General features: G+C 39.8%; 20 protein-coding genes. 14 read left to right on the top strand and 6 right to left on the bottom strand.

Translation table 11 applies throughout. The features are described from left to right. Nucleotides 1-683: 683 nt before the first annotated feature. Nucleotides 684-2,645 (top strand): transglutaminase domain-containing protein, encoded by a 1,962-nt coding sequence (locus tag A6M13_RS14300; RefSeq protein ID WP_066547923.1) that lies wholly within the window; start codon nucleotides 684-686, stop codon nucleotides 2,643-2,645. 136 nt (nucleotides 2,646-2,781) lie between these two features. Further along, a complete protein-coding gene (locus A6M13_RS14295; protein WP_066547921.1) occupies nucleotides 2,782-3,024 on the top strand; it encodes a hypothetical protein in 243 nt (80 codons plus the stop codon). 42 nt (nucleotides 3,025-3,066) lie between these two features. Here A6M13_RS14295 and A6M13_RS14290 read toward each other — a convergent pair whose 3' ends face one another. Next, nucleotides 3,067-3,531: a GNAT family N-acetyltransferase gene (locus tag A6M13_RS14290; protein WP_066547919.1), complete on the bottom strand. Its 465-nt coding sequence runs from the start codon at nucleotides 3,529-3,531 to the stop codon at nucleotides 3,067-3,069. Nucleotides 3,532-3,750: 219 nt separating this feature from the next. Here A6M13_RS14290 and A6M13_RS14285 point away from each other — a divergent pair, with 219 nt between their 5' ends. From A6M13_RS14285 to A6M13_RS14275, 3 genes are read left to right on the top strand one after another with little or no spacing between them, the layout of a single operon-like run. Continuing rightward, complete coding sequence (locus tag A6M13_RS14285; RefSeq protein ID WP_066547917.1) at nucleotides 3,751-4,374, top strand: hypothetical protein; 624 nt, start codon at nucleotides 3,751-3,753, stop codon at nucleotides 4,372-4,374. 15 nt (nucleotides 4,375-4,389) lie between these two features. Further along, nucleotides 4,390-5,550 (top strand): tetratricopeptide repeat protein, encoded by a 1,161-nt coding sequence (locus A6M13_RS14280; protein ID WP_066547915.1) that lies wholly within the window; start codon nucleotides 4,390-4,392, stop codon nucleotides 5,548-5,550. Between the two features lie 10 nt (nucleotides 5,551-5,560). Further along, nucleotides 5,561-5,851 carry a hypothetical protein gene (locus tag A6M13_RS14275; RefSeq protein WP_066547913.1) on the top strand — a complete coding sequence of 97 codons (291 nt, stop codon included), beginning with the start codon at nucleotides 5,561-5,563 and terminating at the stop codon, nucleotides 5,849-5,851. A 43-nt stretch (nucleotides 5,852-5,894) separates the two neighbouring features. Here the strand turns inward: A6M13_RS14275 and A6M13_RS14270 are convergent, their stop codons facing one another. Beyond that, a complete protein-coding gene (locus A6M13_RS14270) occupies nucleotides 5,895-6,659 on the bottom strand; it encodes a TSUP family transporter (RefSeq protein WP_066547911.1) in 765 nt (254 codons plus the stop codon). A gap of 143 nt (nucleotides 6,660-6,802) precedes the next feature. On the opposite strand from A6M13_RS14270, the gene A6M13_RS14265 reads away from it, so the two are divergent. From A6M13_RS14265 to A6M13_RS14255, 3 genes are read left to right on the top strand one after another with little or no spacing between them, the layout of a single operon-like run. Continuing rightward, on the top strand, nucleotides 6,803-7,513 hold the full coding sequence (locus A6M13_RS14265; protein ID WP_245669337.1) for an AzlC family ABC transporter permease: 711 nt from the start codon (nucleotides 6,803-6,805) through the stop codon (nucleotides 7,511-7,513). Then, a complete protein-coding gene (locus A6M13_RS14260; protein WP_066547904.1) occupies nucleotides 7,510-7,830 on the top strand; it encodes an AzlD domain-containing protein in 321 nt (106 codons plus the stop codon). The genes A6M13_RS14265 and A6M13_RS14260 overlap by 4 nt, the downstream gene beginning before the upstream one ends. 45 nt (nucleotides 7,831-7,875) lie before the next feature. Continuing rightward, a complete protein-coding gene (locus tag A6M13_RS14255; protein WP_066547901.1) occupies nucleotides 7,876-8,340 on the top strand; it encodes a universal stress protein in 465 nt (154 codons plus the stop codon). Nucleotides 8,341-8,481: 141 nt separating this feature from the next. Here A6M13_RS14255 and A6M13_RS14250 read toward each other — a convergent pair whose 3' ends face one another. The 3 genes from A6M13_RS14250 to proC form a co-directional block, all read right to left on the bottom strand. Beyond that, on the bottom strand, nucleotides 8,482-9,720 hold the full coding sequence (locus tag A6M13_RS14250) for an ABC transporter permease (RefSeq protein ID WP_066547899.1): 1,239 nt from the start codon (nucleotides 9,718-9,720) through the stop codon (nucleotides 8,482-8,484). Next, nucleotides 9,713-10,612 (bottom strand): ABC transporter ATP-binding protein, encoded by a 900-nt coding sequence (locus A6M13_RS14245; RefSeq protein WP_066547897.1) that lies wholly within the window; start codon nucleotides 10,610-10,612, stop codon nucleotides 9,713-9,715. The genes A6M13_RS14250 and A6M13_RS14245 overlap by 8 nt, the downstream gene beginning before the upstream one ends. Nucleotides 10,613-10,723: 111 nt before the next feature. After that, nucleotides 10,724-11,530, bottom strand: coding sequence for a pyrroline-5-carboxylate reductase (gene proC, locus A6M13_RS14240; protein ID WP_066547896.1), 807 nt, complete (start codon nucleotides 11,528-11,530; stop codon nucleotides 10,724-10,726). A 369-nt stretch (nucleotides 11,531-11,899) separates the two neighbouring features. Here proC and A6M13_RS14235 point away from each other — a divergent pair, with 369 nt between their 5' ends. From A6M13_RS14235 to argH, 5 genes are all read left to right on the top strand, one after another. Next, nucleotides 11,900-12,850: an MBL fold metallo-hydrolase gene (locus tag A6M13_RS14235; protein ID WP_066547894.1), complete on the top strand. Its 951-nt coding sequence runs from the start codon at nucleotides 11,900-11,902 to the stop codon at nucleotides 12,848-12,850. Next, complete coding sequence (locus A6M13_RS14230) at nucleotides 12,847-13,587, top strand: SDR family NAD(P)-dependent oxidoreductase (RefSeq protein ID WP_066547886.1); 741 nt, start codon at nucleotides 12,847-12,849, stop codon at nucleotides 13,585-13,587. The genes A6M13_RS14235 and A6M13_RS14230 overlap by 4 nt, the downstream gene beginning before the upstream one ends. Before the next feature lie 81 nt (nucleotides 13,588-13,668). Beyond that, a complete protein-coding gene (locus A6M13_RS14225; protein WP_066547884.1) occupies nucleotides 13,669-14,340 on the top strand; it encodes a hypothetical protein in 672 nt (223 codons plus the stop codon). Nucleotides 14,341-14,590: 250 nt separating this feature from the next. After that, entirely contained in the window at nucleotides 14,591-15,784 is a 1,194-nt protein-coding gene (locus tag A6M13_RS14220; protein ID WP_066547882.1) for an argininosuccinate synthase, read from the top strand. Nucleotides 15,785-15,840: 56 nt separating this feature from the next. Further along, a complete protein-coding gene (argH, locus tag A6M13_RS14215; RefSeq protein WP_066547876.1) occupies nucleotides 15,841-17,214 on the top strand; it encodes an argininosuccinate lyase in 1,374 nt (457 codons plus the stop codon). Between the two features lie 185 nt (nucleotides 17,215-17,399). Here the strand turns inward: argH and A6M13_RS14210 are convergent, their stop codons facing one another. Further along, the gene (locus A6M13_RS14210; protein ID WP_066547873.1) at nucleotides 17,400-17,846 is read right to left on the bottom strand and encodes a hypothetical protein; all 447 of its coding nucleotides are present in this window, start codon (nucleotides 17,844-17,846) and stop codon (nucleotides 17,400-17,402) included. A 120-nt stretch (nucleotides 17,847-17,966) separates the two neighbouring features. Here A6M13_RS14210 and A6M13_RS14205 point away from each other — a divergent pair, with 120 nt between their 5' ends. Next, complete coding sequence (locus A6M13_RS14205; protein WP_066547871.1) at nucleotides 17,967-18,590, top strand: hypothetical protein; 624 nt, start codon at nucleotides 17,967-17,969, stop codon at nucleotides 18,588-18,590. Nucleotides 18,591-18,755 lie beyond the last annotated feature (165 nt).

The following is an 18,755-nucleotide window of genomic DNA, read 5'->3' as shown; positions in this document are numbered from 1 at the left end:
TGCGTCCACTATGTGGCGTAGCACCAAAAGTAGAAAAATGAGGTTGAGACAAAACAAAGTGTTAGGAGAAATATCGTCATTTCTCCTAACACTTTTCTGCTTTCATCGTCTTAAATTTTCGAGCAGGCTTTTCTGCGGTACGGCTCGAGCCTGTAGTCTCTCGCTCGTACTGTTCCGCTAGAAGTCCGCTCTTCATTTAACGACGACGTATCAAATGTTTATCATCGAACATCGGTGGGATTGATTTGGATTATCCTTCTGTCCCAAGCTCATTTCTTTTTATATCAGTCTCTTTGTTTCGTTTTTTAGTAAACACCGAGTTGGAGTCATTTTAGATGAGCGTGGTTTCATCTCTATTTTTAGCTTATAAAAAAATATCGAAAAAATAAGAATGCGCAAAAAAATATCATTTGAAAAAACCTATAAAATAGGAGAAAAGTATATTTCTATTATAGGTTGATAAAATAGAGCTTTTTTTCAGTGTATTATTTTTTAATATAGTATATAATACCTTCACTTTTATCTTTACAGTATCGAAAGTTTCATTCATACTGTTAAGTAACAAATAGACGTAGTTTATTAAGCCTAATGATTTATTTTCAAAAAAGGTTAGAAATCCTTATGTTAACGCCGATTAATAGGTAGGTAGATTTTTGTATTCTTGTAGATAGAGGTGTTTAATAATGAAAAAAAGAGTGTGGTTAGCAGGTCCGATATTAGCAATCGCGTTAATGGTTTCTCCAGTTTTAGCGGAAGAGCAAGTGGCACAGCCGTCTGTAGCACAAATGCAGTTCATCCAAAATCAAGCGTTTGTACCTGTACAACAAGGACAACATATATTCGTAGAGAACATGGAAGCAGACCGTCATGTGTCCTCTACCAGTCAAAATGCAATCTCTGTACAAGCGTTTAGCGATGCAATTTATGAAGCCGCATCGAATTTTGAAGAGGTCATTCAGGTGAAATTAACGGTAACACCAACGGAACAGATTTTAAGAACAGCGGTACTGAACGGATTAGGTAAAGGTGAGTATACGTATGGTAACGGCATTTCAACATCATTTGGTATGTCCTCAGATGGCACGGTAACGGTTCGATTTAGCTATCGTATTTCAGAGGCGAAAGAGCAAGCTATTACGAAATATGTAGAGGATATCGCTGCAGAGATTTTTACAAATGATATGACGGATTTTGAGAAAGTGCATGCGGCGTATCGTTACATTATTTTAAATACGAATTATTCGGTAGCACCACAAGCTGACGGTGGCGGGCATTCGATTTACTCGATTTTGAAAGATGGTATTGGTGTATGTCAAGCGTATGCACTATTATTCCAACGTTTAATGGATGAAGCGGGTGTAACATCGAAATATATTACTGGTATTACAGCACAAAACGTTTCGCATGCATGGAATGTCGTAACCATTGATGGCAAAACATATCATGTTGATGTTACGTATGGTGACCCTGTATTTGCACGCCAGCTTGTAAATTTTGATGCAAATGGCAGAGGGACGGTTGACACGAGTGTAAGCCGTCAAGAAGTGAATATGCCGCAATATGTATCATACGGTACATTTTTATTAACGGAGCAACAAATTACTAGCACGGTAGGGCATCGTATTACCGAACAGCGTCCTTACACAAAACCAAACACAGACACCTATTCAAAATGGCATGTGATGGAAAATGCAGTGACATTAGATGGTAAACATTATTATTATCAAAATGTTCGTACACAGGAGCTCGAGATGGTTGATGTTACTGCGCCAACTTTGACGCCAAAAACATTCCGAATTGATAATTATATTAACCGCGCAAATCATTTAGTAGTCTTTAATGACCGTATTTTATTCTCGAATATATATGGCCAACTATCACAAATTAAAAAAGATGGTACGGTTAGTGTCATTAACAGTGAGTATCGCCCCGGGTATAATTCGTTACATGCAGTCGGCTATATTGAGGTGACCAATGACCGTGTGAATGTATATAAGCTAGATGCAGTACAAACAGGGAATTACTATTCAAGTGTATACTATTATTCAAAAAAAGAGTTAATGTATACCGAAATGGCGACGAATCCGGTACAGCCAGAGCCGCCTGTAGAACCGCCGATAGAGCCAGAACCTGAACCAGAGCCACCAACACCGGAAGAACAAGTAAACGAGCTATTTAAACCAAATTCACCAACTGTTCAAGCGATTAACAATGCGATGACAAAAGCTGCATTTGAAGAGCTGCTTAATTCGTTACGTCAATTCATCAACACACCATCGACAAATGCTGAGTTTGTGAAATTTAAACAAAAAGTAGCAGGCTTTGAGGCTGTAAAGGAAATGGAACAGCAAGCAAGTAAGTGGCATAAAGAGTTCGGCGTAGTTGCACAGCAAAAAACGTGGACAATTGAGTTTTCAGCGCCGCTTCTTTCAAGTGAAGTCACGAAGCTAAAAGTTGTTGATATTTTCAATAATGCATTACGTGTACAGTCAAGACTGGATACATCAGGCAAAATTTTAACGATTACACCGCAAGAACGTTATAAAGAAGGGGCAGAATATTATGTTGTCATTCCTGCAGGGACAAAATCTGCTTCAGCTGGTACGTTAGACAAAGCGGTATATGTACCATTTAAATTTGAATAAGCACGAATGGATTGTCATAAAATCGCTATACTTTTTTAGTGAATTTATGTTACAATGAAATCCTTGTGCTATCAATTCGAGTTCACAGAAGTCTTTTTCTGTGAACTCTTTATATGAAAAAACGGAGGTAAGGTGCATGCGTTATTTTGTTGTCAAAGTAGAACAACAATACGTTGCAAATCGCTATGCATCAGCTCAATTTACAGAAGATGAAGAACAGGCATTTGCCTATACTTCATACGAAGAAGCGTTAGCGGCTGCAATGAAATTTAGCGGAATCGTAGTGGAGCAAGCAGTTACGCAAGATGAACTTGATGAACTACATTTCGAAAAAATCGATGTATCAGCGTGGATGGCTGAAACGATTTTTGCAAGCTAAAAGGGTATGTTAGACATTTGTCTGACATACCCTTTTTGTGTATTAAGATAGCTCTTTATACACGCGTTCATTATACGGAATGAAATCATGTTTACGGTAAAAATATTTCGCGCCGAAATTAGTTAACCAATAATCCAACTCAATGCGTGAGACGCTACGCGATTTGGCAATATCAGTTACGTAGTCGAGTAATAATTTGCCATTACCTTGTCCACGATACGGATCTTCAATACTAATTTGGTGAATATACATCGTTGTTTCACCAAATTTAAAGGGTGTTTCTCGTTGTTCGCGCCACTCTACCCACGCGTAGCCAATCGCTTGCTCATCATGCTGTAATATATAAAAGCTATGTTGCGGCTCGTTGACAAGTGCTTGAAACGCAGATGTCATGGCCACTTCATCAAACGGTTTGAAAATGGTTGGATGCAGCTCAACATGTGAATCATGAAAAATACGATGCATTTGTGCGATAAGTTTTGCATCCGTCGTTTGTGTAATTTGCATAAATGTCCTCCAATATACTTCTTTCTTAGAATAATTTAAAAGAAGGTGCTACCTTTAGTGTACCTAAAAAATGAAAAAAGGGTACAATAAAATGTAGCAGAAACATAATTTTTTCATGAAACATGAGGGAATAACGGCAATCTATTGCAAGTTCTATAGGAAAGTCTGTAAAATGAAACATATTGGAAAGAAATATCCATTGAATATGGAGGGATAACGATGGAAGAGCATTTAATGTATCGAAACCAACTGATGAAACAAATCGGGAAGCTACAATCAGTGGATGTCACGAAATTACAACGTCAGTTAGATGTAGCACAAAATGATTTAATTTATGTACTCCAGCAAATTACCGAACAAGTGAAGGTGGAGCTACTACGCAATCCACAGCTTGATACAGTAGCGTTACGGAACGAATTAGCGCCATTTGAACGTACATTACGAGGTGATGTGCTGCCGACTGCTGCAACATCGGTGAAAGAAGAAGTGAAAACGGATAATACATACGATGCGATTTTACTGCAAGCTATTGATAGTTTTGACCGTATTGCTGAGCAGCAAGATTGTGTGAGTGAAGAAACGGAGCGTTATTTAGATGCGCTTGAACAATTGCATTATGCGGAAATTGCAGTTGTAGGTGACCCATATGATGAAACGGTGATGATTCAAGCAGCTGAAGTGGCGGCTGAGGAAGCAGCGTCCATCGCACCAGGACATGTATGTGCAGTTATAGAACGTGGGTTTATTCATATGAAAACAGGGGCGGTACTACGTAAGGCAACGGTCCATGTTGTCGCTTCTCCCGATGTAGCAGACGACACAACGCAAAACGATAACGAATAGAATTGTGGTGTGAACATGACAGTAGAACAACAATATAAACGTGCAAAGTTATTAATGAAGCGCGAGGCGTATGATGACGCGATTGAATTATTTGAAGCGCTTCGAGAAGCATTACAGCATGACGCGCATATTTTAGAGGAGCTCGGTTTAGCATATGCGTTAAACGGCCAACCGTACGAAGCATTGCTTGCTTGGATGGATATCGCCGAGCCAGACGATAGCTTAGTGGCATTAATGGAATCAACTTATCGCCAACTTCCTACATATGACGCGATGTTTTATGATTATAATGAGGCAATTTTAGCGTTAAAGGATGGGCAATTCCAACAAGCGCAGTTATTATTGCATCGTGTCTGTACGCAAAGTTTACCGCTACCGATTTATGTGTATGAAGCCTTTATTTTAGCGATGCAATACGGTGGCAATGAAGATAAAATTGAGTTATTTGTGAATAAATGGCCACGCCGCGTTCAACGTCATAGCAGTATTCAGCGTTTATTGACGATGAAAGAGACGATTGAAGAACAAACGGAAACATTGCATATTTTAGAAGAAGAGCAAGAAGCATCGCGCAAACAAAACTGGATGCTTTATATAGCCATTGTCGTTGTGATTGTCGGTGCGATTATGGCAATTATTTGGACGCAATTACAGCCAGAAGAGCCAGTGACAGAAGACGTTCCAGCACTAGAGCAACCACAGTCAGAAGAACAAGCACCCTCTGAGGAATCAGAGGAGGCAACTTCTGAACAACCCGTGACTGAAACACCTACGCCAACACCATTAACAGAAGATGAAATTCGTGTGATTTACCAGCAAGGGTTAGCGGCATATGAAGCGGGGCAATATAATGAAGCACGCGATATTTTAGAAAATGGTACAGCAGCAGACCAAAGTTCGTATATGGCGGATGATATGGCATTTTTCTTAGCGAAAACATATGAAGCGTTAGGCGACCAAACACGTGCCAATGAATTGTATGAAATTGTCGCTACGCAAGAAGGTAATGTGTTTGTTAATTCATCGTATCGAGATGATAGCTTATTACAGCTTGTATTAATTTATAAAGAAGAAGACCCTGCATATGCGACATTGTTAGCAGAGCGTATCATTGCAGAATATCCAAATGAATGGACAGCGACGTTAGCGAAAAAACATTTAGAAGCGTTACAATAGAGGAGACAGCATGTTTATTATTGCGAGTACACGCCCATTGCCGATTCATTATGACGAACATGCAAAATGGTATTTTAAACGTGGCATTTATGCCGACCGTAAAGTAACGTATCCATTTTTTGTTGAGGTCGAGCGAGGAGCAGACTTACAGCCAGTTATTGGCTATATTGAGCGTTTCATTTCACAATATACACAGTATGAAATGGCGATACATGCCGATGACTGGTACATTCATTTTTATGTACAACAACAATTCCGACACGCCGAGTTTACAAATGGTGTCATATATTTAAAGCGTTAAAAGGCTATATGTGTCCAATGCGACGACATATAGCCTTTTGCCATTAAAAGAAATAGTCATATGTATTTTTAGCAAGTAAAATAACGGTTACGCTAATAAATAGCACACGTACAAAGCCTGCCCCTTTTTTGATGGCATACTGTGAGCCGATAATGGCACCGAAAATTTGGGCAACACCCATAATTAAGCCGTACACGATATATACTTCACCAACGACTAAAAATAAGAGCAGAGCGGCGATATTTGACGCGAAGTTTAAAAATTTAGCATTTCCTGCTGCGCGTACAAAATCATAGCGCAGTAGTAAAAACGTAAAGATAAAGAATGACCCAGTCCCGGGTCCTAAAAAGCCGTCATAAAAACCAATCGCAAAAATCACGAGTAAAAACAGCGCTTTTTTTATAGCGGTTAATGGTGCAGGCTCATTAATGGCAGACCAGTCTTTTTTGAAAATCGTATATACGGTAACAATGGCTAGCATTATTAACATAAGTGGCTTTAGCACATCAGGGTTAATGCGTGTAACGATATATGCCCCAATAAGAGAACCTAAAAAAACGAGCGGAAAATATTTCCCGACATCTTTTAAGTCGATTTTGCCAGAGCGGTAAAATGAAATGGTCGATGTAAAAGAACCGATTGTGCCAGCGAGTTTATTTGTTGCGACCGCAGCTGTTGGGCTTAAGCCTGCTGACATGAGTGCAGGTAATGAGATTAAGCCACCGCCACCGACGATAGAGTCAATAAAAGCTGCTAAAAAGCCAAATACTAATAATAATACAATAATTTCTACGGAAAGTTCGATGATGGGTAGCTCCTTTGCTTCATTTGTCCCTAAGTATAGTAGTTCGGTACCTTACATGTAAATGTAAACTTTTAAGTTGGAATATTGAGAATATTGTATAGGTCATGTACAATAGCGATACATTTGCTGAAAAAGGAGGGAACAATGTGCAACAGACAACAGGAACGACAGAAGATACCTTTATACAAGGTGTGCGAGACTGTATACCAACATTATTAGGTTATATTAGCATCGGTGTCGCATTTGGCGTTGTTGGGGTCGCGTCAAATTTACATATTTTCGAAATCTTTTTACTGTCTGTACTTGTATATGCAGGATCAGCGCAGTTTATTTTTTGTGGCTTATATGTAGCAGGTGCGCCAATGTCTGCCATTATTGTGACAGTATTTATCGTCAATTTACGGCATTTTCTTATGTCGTTAACGATAGCGCCTCATTTTGTGCGCTATTCAGCATTACGTAATATTGGTTTTGGGACGCTGTTAACAGACGAGACATTCGGCGTTGCAGTTACGAAGCTTGCGACCGAAAAGCGTTTAGGTGGCAATTGGATGGACGGTTTAAATAGTACAGCGTATATTGTTTGGATTGTGTCGTGTACAGTGGGCGGCATGCTCGGCGCGTTTTTACCAGATGCACAGCAATTTGGGCTAGACTTTGCGCTTATTGCGATGTTTGCCGCATTACTTGTATTAAATATGCAGGCGCTACAGAAAACAAAAATTATGCATTATTTACAGGTTGTTGGGATTGTCTGTATTTGTATGTATGGTCTAATGTATATCGTGCCTGGACATGTTGCAGTGTTACTTAGCACATTTATTGGCGCAACGATTGGAGTGTGGCGAGAGACATGACAACAGCTACAATGGTTGGATTAATCATCGGGTGTATGCTTGTAACGTGGCTGCCGCGTATTTTACCATTTTTATTTGTGCGAGCAATTACGTTGCCACCGATTCTACTACGGTGGTTACAATATATTCCGGTCTGTATTTTAAGTGCTCTCGTATTTGATAGCGTATTTGAAAAACGCGGAAATATCGTTGTAATCGACTGGCTACATGTAATCGCGCTCGTGCCGACGATGCTTGTTGCTGTGAAAACACGTAGCCTGTCGTTAACGGTCATTGTCGGTGTCGTGACGATGGCACTTTTACGTTTGCTCGCTTAATTGTGGGAAAACATGGGTATAGACGAACAAAGGGAGGGAGTGTACATGACAGTACTTGTATATGAACGAATTTATGTGGCGGTAGACGGCTCGAAGGAAGCAGAGTTTGCATTTGAAAAAGCAGTCGGCATTGCAAAGCGTAATGTTGGCTCCACACTCCATTTAGTGCATATTATTGACCGACGTTCGACCGTCATGATGGATTATTATGATTCTGCTACGATAGAGCAGGCGAAAGATTATGCGGAGCAATTATTAGCTTCTTATGTAGAACGTGCAGCGGCAGTGGGCGTTGAAGGTGTCGAAGTAATCATTGAAGAGGGGGCACCGAAGCAAGCGCTTATTAAAAAATTTACACCGCTTACGGAAAGCGATTTAGTCATTTGCGGGGCAACGGGCTTAAATCGGGTGGAGCGCTTCTTAATTGGCTCTGTCTCTGATAATATTGTGCGCTCAGCGGGCTGTGATGTACTTGTTGTGCGAACACCTGAACGTTATTTAGAGGAATAAGCACTGAAAATGAAACGAGAGATGCTCCAAAATAATGGGCATCTCTTTTTCTTGTTGCATTTAGTGTAACATAAAAAAGTTTGAAAATTCGGTGAAAATTGTGAAGATTGTTTGAAATCAATTGTCACACAATACGTAACATTAGCTTGTTACTTTCATAATTGTCTTGATTTTTTGTAAAACACCGCCTGTTGAATATGTGAGTACAGCACGTTTATAAAATGACATGCTGACCATATAAACAATGACGATAGTCGCTACTAAAATACCGAGCGAAATCCATGCTTCGATACTCGACATATTCGTACCTGATAAACGAAGCGGTAGCACCATCCCTGAAATAAGTGGAATAAAGCTTGAAATTTTAATTAGCAATGTGTCTGGATTCCATGTGCCTGACAGCATAATGTAAAAGCCTGCAAGTGTTACCATCATAATCGGTGACATCACTTGGTTCGCTTCTTCTACTTTGGCAACGAGTGAGCCAAACAGCGCACCAATAATTAAATATAATAAAATTGTTAAAATTAAGAACGCTACTGTAAAGAAAATATACTCGCCAGAAATATCTTTGAAAATATCTTGAATAACAGATAGCATATCGCCGTCACCAACAAGTGAGAAAATGAGGAAGGCATAGCCAACAATCACAATACCTTGTGTTAATGCTAATGCAAAAATCGAAATGATTTTTGCGTTGAAATGTGTTGTTGGTTTAATCGATACAAGCAGCATTTCAAGAGCACGTGACCCTTTTTCCGAGGCTACTTCGGTAATAATCATCGTTAAGTACATCATAATAAACGCAAAGATGATAATACCGACAACATAGGAAATCCACACACCTGCTGTTTTTTCGCCCTCGGATTTGTCGTTTTCAATATCGACGTTTAAAATTTTTGTCGTTGTGACGGGTTGGGCATTTAAAATATTATTTGCATCAGCTGCTGATAAGTTGAGCTGCTGTACCGCATAAATTTTATTGGCATAATCTAATGTGCTTAAAATCGCTGTTTCATCATTTAATGGCAGTGGGTCATAGCTCATTAAATCTGCATGTAAAACACCATCTTCATCGCGAATATGTAACGCGATGGCTTCCGGGTCATCGGTAATTTGTTGTTCAATGGCTGCAACAGATTCATCGCTAAATGTATACGTAAAATCTGCATTTGAAATAAGGAGTTCTTCTAAATTGGCGTCTGTGTCATTGAGTACTGTAATTTGTTGGGCCTCATCATTGAAGAGCGCATCACTAATTTGTGGCCAAAATGCCGCACCGGTTAAGATCAGTAAATAAATGAGTGTCCCAAATAAAAAGGATTTCGACGTTACTTTTTGAATGTACGATTTTTTCGCTAAAATCATAAACTTAGACATGTGTGCCACCTACTTTATGTTTGAAAATTTCATCGAGTGATAAATAGTCCAAACTAAACTTTTCAATAAATAGTCCGTTGCTGACGATGTCAAAAATCGTCTTTGCATAGCGTTCGTCTTGGAGCGTAATCATATATTCATCACGGAACGCTGTCGCTTCTTCAACACCTTCTAATGCAGCGAGCGCATCCAGTGGGTAATCGGTGCGTAAGCGTAATTTTACTTTACCGTATTGCTTTTTTAAATCGAGTAAGCTACCCGCAAACAAAGAGTGCCCCTGTTTTAAAATGCATAAATGGTCGCATAATTCTTCAACGTTTTCCATTTGGTGACTTGAAAATAAAATCGTTGTCCCGCGGTCTTTTAATAATAAAATGGCATCCTTTAGTAAATCTTTATTGACCGGGTCAAGACCACTAAAGGGTTCATCCAAAATTAAAAATTTAGGGCGATGGATAAAGCTTGCAATTAGCTGTACCTTTTGCTGATTCCCTTTTGATAATGTTTCCGCTTTTTCATTGCGCTTATCGTCTAGCTCAAAACGCTCAATCCAAAATTGTGCCTGTTCTTTCGCGTCTTTTTTCGTCATACCACGCAACTCACCTAAATACAGTAATTGTTCCTCGACTTTCATCGTTGGAAAAATACCGCGTTCCTCTGGTAAATAACCGAGGTAGTCACGGTTAATGTTACGAATTGGCTGACCTTCCCATGTAATCGTGCCTTCTGTCGTTTCTTGCAAATCTAAAATCATGCGGAATGTGGTCGTTTTACCAGCGCCGTTTTGTCCGATAAGACCGAAAATCTCACCCGGTTCCATGATAAACGACAGTTGATCAACAGCTGTAAAGTCTTTGTAACGTTTGACGACGTTTTCAAGTTGTAACATAATGCAAGGCTCCTTTATACGTTAATATGTATTCTACGTATCATTATGCAAAAGGATGTCAAATTTATAAAAAAAAAACGAGCGCTCAGAAAAAAAGCACTCGTTTTAAAATCGCTATTTGCCGCTTGCGAGTTCACGCGAGCGTTTTTCAGCGCTCATCACACAATTTTCAATGGCATCTTTTACATGTAGTTCATCTAATACGCGGATACCTGCTTCAGTTGTGCCACCTGGAGAGGTTACTTGTTTACGCAGTGTCGCAGGTTCTTCATCAAAGCGTTTTAACATAGCGGCAGAGCCAGCAATCGTTTGCGTCATCAGTGCGCGAACCGTTTCTTTTTCAACACCGAGCTTTTCACCAGCTGCTAAAAATGCTTCCATTACATAATAAATATATGCGGGACCGCTACCAGAAAGAGCGGTTACCGCATGTAATTGGTCTTCCGGCACTTCGACAACTGTGCCGACTGCATTTAATAATGTCATGAAAAATGCTTTTTGCTCTGCTGTCATCACGTCATTAAACGCAATACCGCTCGCACTCATACCAAGTGTTGCTGACGTATTAGGCATCACGCGAGCAATCGGACGCTCACCTAAGCCGACTTGAATGGTTTCCATCGCAATACCTGCAAGTACGGATAAAATAATCGTATTATTCGCGATAAACGGACGTAGCTGTTCCATACTTGTATGAACATCTTTCGGTTTCATCGCTAATACGATAATATCCATATGCGCGATTTTTTCATTGTTTGCCAGTATTTTTACACCGTATCGTGTTTGTAGCTCCGTTAAGCGAGCTTTGTTTGAACGGTTCGTCACATAAATATGTCCTGGTTTTACCACTTGTTCACGAATCCATCCTTGTAGTAATGCTTCAGCCATTGAACCAGCACCGACAAATAAAATATTTTGCATATTATTTCCTCCTATACATATAAAAAAGCGTTTTCGTCCTAAAATTTAAGGACGAAGACGCTTTAGCTCCGCGGTACCACCTTAGTTTGCCAATAAGAGTATTGACCACTTTATGAACCCTTGTTAACGCTAGGGCATGCGGCTAGTTTTCTAGCAGCTCAGAAGGAGGGTTTGACCATATACAGTGGGTTATGCTCCTTGCAGCCAGTGGGAACACTCTCTAAAAACCTTCTATAGGAAACATGTCTTCATCAACGCTCGTATTTTTGTACTATTCTAAATTATAACAAAACAATCGTCAATGACGGATTGCGAAAAAACGTGTACACTAAAACTATGAGTTATTATTCAGTACAAAGGGGTGTACATATGGATATTACACGTGTTTCTATTCAAACAATTTATCGCAATATCGTCAACCTGTTTATCACAAAAGGAGAAACTTTGACATTAATTGATGCAGGTTTTAAAAGTGAAGAAGGTAAACAGCAAGTTGAGGATGCGCTTCGGACGATGGGCTATACATTAGCGGATGTTGAGCAAGTCGTTTTAACCCATCATCATCCGGACCATTGTGGCTTAGTTGACGCTTTTCCGAATGCTACGATTGTTGGGCATCCGTACTGTAATCACTTTTTGCAGCCGACCGAAGCATTTTTTGCGTATTATGAGAAGTTTCACTTGCATTTACTTGCACAGCACGGCATTCACGGCGTAGACGCGATGCTGCAAGATTTTATGAAGTCGGATATGGAGCATTTCGGGACAAATCCAGTGACGCATTTTTTAGCGCACGGAGACGAAGTACCCGGCATGCCCGGATTTGTCGCACACTACACACCAGGGCATTGTCAAAGCCACTTAATTTTTGTGAATGAACAAACAGGTGTGGGCTTTGGTGGTGATTTAATTTTAGATACGATTTCACCAAATCCATTTGTTGAACCACCACTAGATTTATCGCTAGAGCGAGAGTCTTCGATTTTAAAATATCATGCCTCATTAGCACATACGAACGAACTTGCGATTGATGCGTTATATACAGGGCACGGGGAAGTCGTAACAGATGTACGTGGACGTATTGCAGAAATTTTAGCAGAGCAACGTGCACGCGCACAAAAAGTACAAACATTCTTTGTGAAGGGGCAGCGCTACACAACCGTTCAAATTGCCAAACAATTATTTGGACCTGTATTTTTTAAGCAGCCAGCGCTTACTTTATCTGAAACATTGGCACAGCTGGATTATTTAGTGCAACAACAAGCACTCGATATTGTGTATGACAATGAAACTTACTATTATACATTGAGGGCATTATGACGAAAAAAATTTTTATTACAGGTGCAACGAGTGGTGTTGGGCTACTCATTGCAAAAAAATGCATTGAAGCGGGACATACCGTATACGCGACAGGTAGAAACGCTGCGACACTTCAAACATTACAAACACTCGGGGCTATTCCAATCGAAGCTGATTTACGTGATGTGGCGAGTTTTGAACGGGTGAGTGCGCAATTGCCGCCACTTGATATTGTCGTTTTTTCAGCAGGTGTCGCGACATTTAAACAAGCAAATGTGTTACATCCATCTGAAATTGATGCGATGTTAGATGTAAATGTGCGTGCACCGATGCATTTTGTACGTCACATTACAGCGAAAATGCAACCCGGTAGTCAGTTTATTTTTATCGGTTCGCAAGCAGGAAAAGTACCAACACCAAAAGCGAGTGTGTATGCCGCAACGAAATTTGCAATTGTCGGCTATGTCAATGGCTTACGAATGGAGCTGGCAAAAGAAGGCATTACCGTATCAGCTATTCATCCAGGGCCAATTGATACACCATTTATTGACCATGCAGACACGACAGGTAATTATAAACAATCACTTGGTCGTTTTCTATTGAAGCCGGAAGTTGTTGCGGACGAAGTGATGACATTGATGTGTACACGGAAGCGTGAAGTCAATTTACCACGCATGATGGGGATTTCAAGCAAATTGTATGCAATCGCCCCAGCATTATTTGAACGAATTGCGAAGCCTTTATTTGATAAGAAATAAGTGTTTGTGAAACAGCGCGACCAATGCATAAAGGGAGCTTTCGATGCTCGTTTTACGAATAGGAGAAAGAGGAGGGCGTACATGGATACACTCATTTATACATTATTTACAGTAGCGTATATTGGCTTGATTATTTGGCTATTGCAGCGAAGTGAACCTCGTTTTGTATGGACGAATGTATTATACCTTATTATTTTAGCGCTTATTTACGATAACGGTATTATTGCATTAGGAAAAGTCATCGGTGAAAGTGATATTTTATACTATTTAAATTATATGCGCTTTGTATTACATGCATTTATCACCCCATTACTTGTTGTATTTTCAGTCGCTGCGTTACGTGAGGCGAATATTCGCTGGGCAAAACATCGCGCTGTATTTTTAATCGCTACATTGTATACCATTGTGTTGATGGTCATTGAGTTTATGATTGGCGTATGGGATTTATCTTTACAGCCGGCGCTAGAATACGGCGCGCTTCGATATGAGTCGACAGCAGAACATAGTGGGCCACCTGTCATGATTTTATTAGCAACGGTTGTTATGCTGATTTGTAGCTTGTTTTTATTGTTACAGCGTAAGTGGCCATGGTTTTTCATCGGTGTGGTAGTTATGACGATTGGCAGTATGGTGTCGTTTAGTGTGCCAAGTAGTGCCATCACCAATTTATTTGAATTATTTTTAATGACGATGCTTGTGCTAACGAAGAAATGGTTGGGCCGAGGGAAGCGTTTTGGCTTTGAAGGTGACTGATATACAAAGATATTCAAGAAAATGCATATTACTTGTATAGCGTGATTGTGCAAAATGCAGAAAAATTACACATGAACGAGCGACAACGAACGCTTGTATAAATAGACTTTTTCATTCATTTGAAAAAGTCTATTTTTTTATAAAAATGCACTTGCGCTAATTTTTATTACGTGTTACTATTCGTGTATAAAGTTTTAAAGAAACGTATAAACATACAATATTGATTATATAATTTGGAGGCAACATTCTTATGGCAAACAAAAAAGTAGTACTTGCATATTCAGGTGGTCTTGATACTTCAGTAGCAATTCCATGGTTAAAAGAACAAGGTTGGGACGTTATTGCGGTATGTCTTGATGTAGGTGAAGGAAAAGACTTAGAATTCATCAAAAACAAAGCGTTACAAGTTGGTGCGGTTGAATCTTACATGATCGACGCAAAAGACGAATTCGCTGAAGACTTCGTATTAACTTCTTTACAAGGTCATACTTGGTACGAGCAAAAGTATCCATTAGTATCAGCATTATCTCGTCCGTTAATTTCAAAAAAATTAGTTGAAATTGCAAACGAAACAAACGCTGACGCTGTTGCACACGGTTGCACAGGTAAAGGGAATGACCAAGTTCGTTTTGAAGTATCAATTAAAGCATTAAATCCAGATTTAGAAGTTTTAGCACCTGTTCGTGAGTGGGGCTGGAGCCGTGATGAAGAAATCGAATACGCACAAAAGCATGGTGTACCGATTCCTGCAACACTTGATTCTCCATTCTCAATCGACCAAAACTTATGGGGTCGTGCAAACGAAGCTGGCGTAATGGAAGATCCTTGGGTAGCACCACCAGAAGAAGCTTACGGCTTAACAGTGGCGCTTGAAAACACACCAGATACAGCTGAAATCATTGAAATCGAATTCGTTGCTGGTAAACCAGTATCATTAAACGGAAAAGAAATGAAATTAGCAGACTTAATTCAAGAATTAAACGCTGTAGCAGGCGCACACGGTATCGGCCGTATCGACCACGTAGAAAACCGTTTAGTTGGTATTAAATCTCGTGAAGTATACGAAATTCCAGGTGCAAAAGTGTTATTAACTGCACATAAAGAATTAGAAGATATTACGCTTGTAAAAGAAGTAGCACACTTCAAGCCAATTATTGAACATAAGTTATCAGAAATTATTTATAACGGTTTATGGTTCAATCCAGTACGTGAAGCATTACAAGCATTCTTAAAAGAAACACAACAATACGTAAACGGTACAGTACGTGTGAAATTATTTAAAGGTCACGCAATTGTAGAAGGACGTAAATCACCAAACTCTTTATATTCTGAAGAGCTTGCAACGTACTCTAAACATGACCAATTCAACCACGCTTCAGCAGTAGGCTTCATCGAATTATTCGGTATGCCAACAGTTGTAGCATCAGAAGTAAACAAAAAATAAGAAGAAGGTGAGGGCTTGTCCCTCTTCCTTTATAGAAGTAAGGACAGGTGTAGAACATGACGAAATTATGGGGTGGACGTTTCCAAAAATCAGCGGAAGCTTGGGTAGATGAATTTGGTGCGTCAATCGGCTTTGACCAACAGTTAGTAATGGAAGATATTGAAGGTTCAATCGCGCACGTAACGATGTTAGGCGCACAAGGAATTTTACCTGCTGAAGATGTAGAGAAAATTCTTGGCGGCTTACGTGAGTTAAATGTGAAGGCAGAGGCTGGACAACTTGAGTTTACAGTAGCGAATGAGGACATTCACTTAAATCTTGAAAAAATGCTAATTGATTTAATTGGCCCAGTAGGTGGGAAACTGCATACAGGACGTAGCCGTAACGACCAAGTTGCAACAGATATGCACCTTTTCTTAAAGAAACGTGTAGCGGAGGTTATCGATTTAATCGAGACGTTCCAAGCGACGATTTTAGAAAAGGCCGAACAGCATGTTGAAACAATTGCACCAGGCTATACGCATTTACAACGCGCACAACCAATTTCGTTTGCACACCATTTAATGGCTTATTTCTGGATGCTTGAACGCGATAAGCAACGTTTTACAGAATCGGTAAAACGCATTGATATTTTACCACTTGGCGCGGGCGCAATGGCGGGTACGACTTTCCCAATCGACCGCTTAAAGTCAGCGGAGCTTTTAGGCTTTAGCCAAGTGTATCAAAACTCAATGGACGCAGTAAGTGACCGTGATTTCATCGTAGAATTTTTATCAAATTCTTCACTGATGATGGCGCACTTATCACGTTTTGCAGAAGAAATTATTTTATGGTCAACAGATGAGTTTAAATTCATCGAGTTAGATGACGCGTTCTCAACGGGTTCATCGATTATGCCACAAAAGAAAAATCCAGATATGGCGGAGTTAATTCGCGGCAAATCTGGACGCGTGTATGGTAATTTAATGGGCTTATTAACGGTGCTAAAAGGTACACCACTTACGTATAACAAAGATATGCAAGAGGATAAAGAGGGTATGTTTGACACAGTTCAAACAGTACTTGGTTCTCTAAAAATCTTTGAAGGTATGGTGCGTACGATGACGATTAATACAGCACGTTTAGAACAAGCTGTACAGTCGGACTTCTCAAACGCAACTGAACTAGCTGATTACTTAGCGACGAAGGGAATGCCATTCCGCGAAGCGCACGAAGTAACAGGTAAATTAGTATTTACATGCATTCAACAAGGCATTTACTTATTAGACTTACCATTAGAAGAAATGAAGAAGGAAAGCGAACTGATTGAAGCGGACATTTATGATGTATTAGCGCCAGTTGCAGCAGTTTCTCGTCGTAATTCTTTAGGTGGTACTGGTTTTGAACAAGTGAAAATCCAACTTGAAGCGGCAAAGGCATTACTTTCATAATAAACGCTGCCGGACAATGTTTGACGTTGCCCGGCATTGTTATAAAATTGGTTATTTGAATATTAGCAATCCTCAATTAATGATGTCCAGTGAGGCACAATTGAATAGCGCAGCTTGTGAGTAAACAGAGGGAGAAAGCAGGCTGTTACATAAAACACCATGCCAAGACGGGCATGGTGTTTTTCCTATGTATTTTTTGATTTACGTGCGGCGCGCTTTTCTAAAATGATATAGTCACGATGTTTTTTAATCGGGATGTCATGCGTCAAACAAAATTGCTCCAGTATGGTCGTAATAGTATCCGGCGCAAAATTTGTGAGCGCAATGCGTATCCCTTCGTGGCGACGAATAATGGCTTTTCTATCGGTCCAGTTGCTGCGATGAAATTCGACAGCGTGAATCATTGGTGGGGTTAGATGTGCTTGAAATAATGTAAATGTAAATAGTTTGGCGCTATAGTGAATCGTCTCGTCGTGTATAGTACAGTAAAATCGAATACAACATGCTAGCGAAAGGATAATCGGGATACTATAAAACAGTGGATGAATATGTTGGTCACGCATCAAGGTCGACAACATAACGATTATTGGAATAAATAACGCGCTTTGCATACGGCTTTCATAACGGTGCATGTACGAAACTCCTTTCTCTTAACATGAATTCGAGGTGGATGGGGGAAAACCCTTTTTATCGCCAGAAATCGTATGCTATACTGAACAAAGAAGAGTGTAGTATTAGGAGGAAGTTAACATATGCGTAAGCGTTTTTTAGGAGCGACTGCACTAGCTGTATTAGTGTTAGCCGCATGTAGTGATAAAGAGGAAGCAATAGAAGAACAGGAAGAAATCGAAATTTTACCTGTTGATGAATATATGGCAGAATTTAAAGCGTCAGAAGGCTATGAAACATATATAGGAGAAAATGAACCGCACTTTATTCAGCCGGTTGATTTTACAAAAGATGATATTCCAGAGTTTGTGACGAGTTATGAAGCGGAAGTAGAAGGTAAAGCGTATACATATGTGTCAGTATTTAGCCGTGCAGAGACAGAAGAAGAGGTTAAATGGAATTTAGCGACAGAAATGTATTCAGAAGACCCGAACTATACGTATAATAACTACGGCACATTTAATGAAGATGAGTTTGTCAGCTTATGGGCTGGTGGTTATACAGAAGGCACCGGGGACGATGCAAAAAAAGTGGTGCAAGTGTATGATTTAATGGGCGGAAAATTAACACCACTTGAGTCGATTGAAGGCGTAGCATCAGAAGACGTAACGTTTGATGTGGCAACGGAAACATTAACGTATGTTGGTGAAGTTACATATACCGTACGTTATGAACAAGGACAGCTTGTTGTTGAAAAAATACAATAAATTGAATGGGGCTGGGACAAGACACTATTTTTGTTTTGTCTTAGCCTATTTTTTATAGCTGTACGAAATTTCAGTGGAAAAGACCGCACTTCATTTTGATTTTTTTGAAAACTTTGCGATAATACGAGTAGATGAAACTTTTTACTGAAAAAAACGTATAACAAT

The organism is Caryophanon tenue (assembly GCF_001700315.1).
Classification (GTDB): domain Bacteria; phylum Bacillota; class Bacilli; order Bacillales_A; family Planococcaceae; genus Caryophanon; species Caryophanon tenue.
Note: the sequence above shows the minus strand (reverse complement) of the source record. Positions and strands in the feature narration are given on the sequence as shown.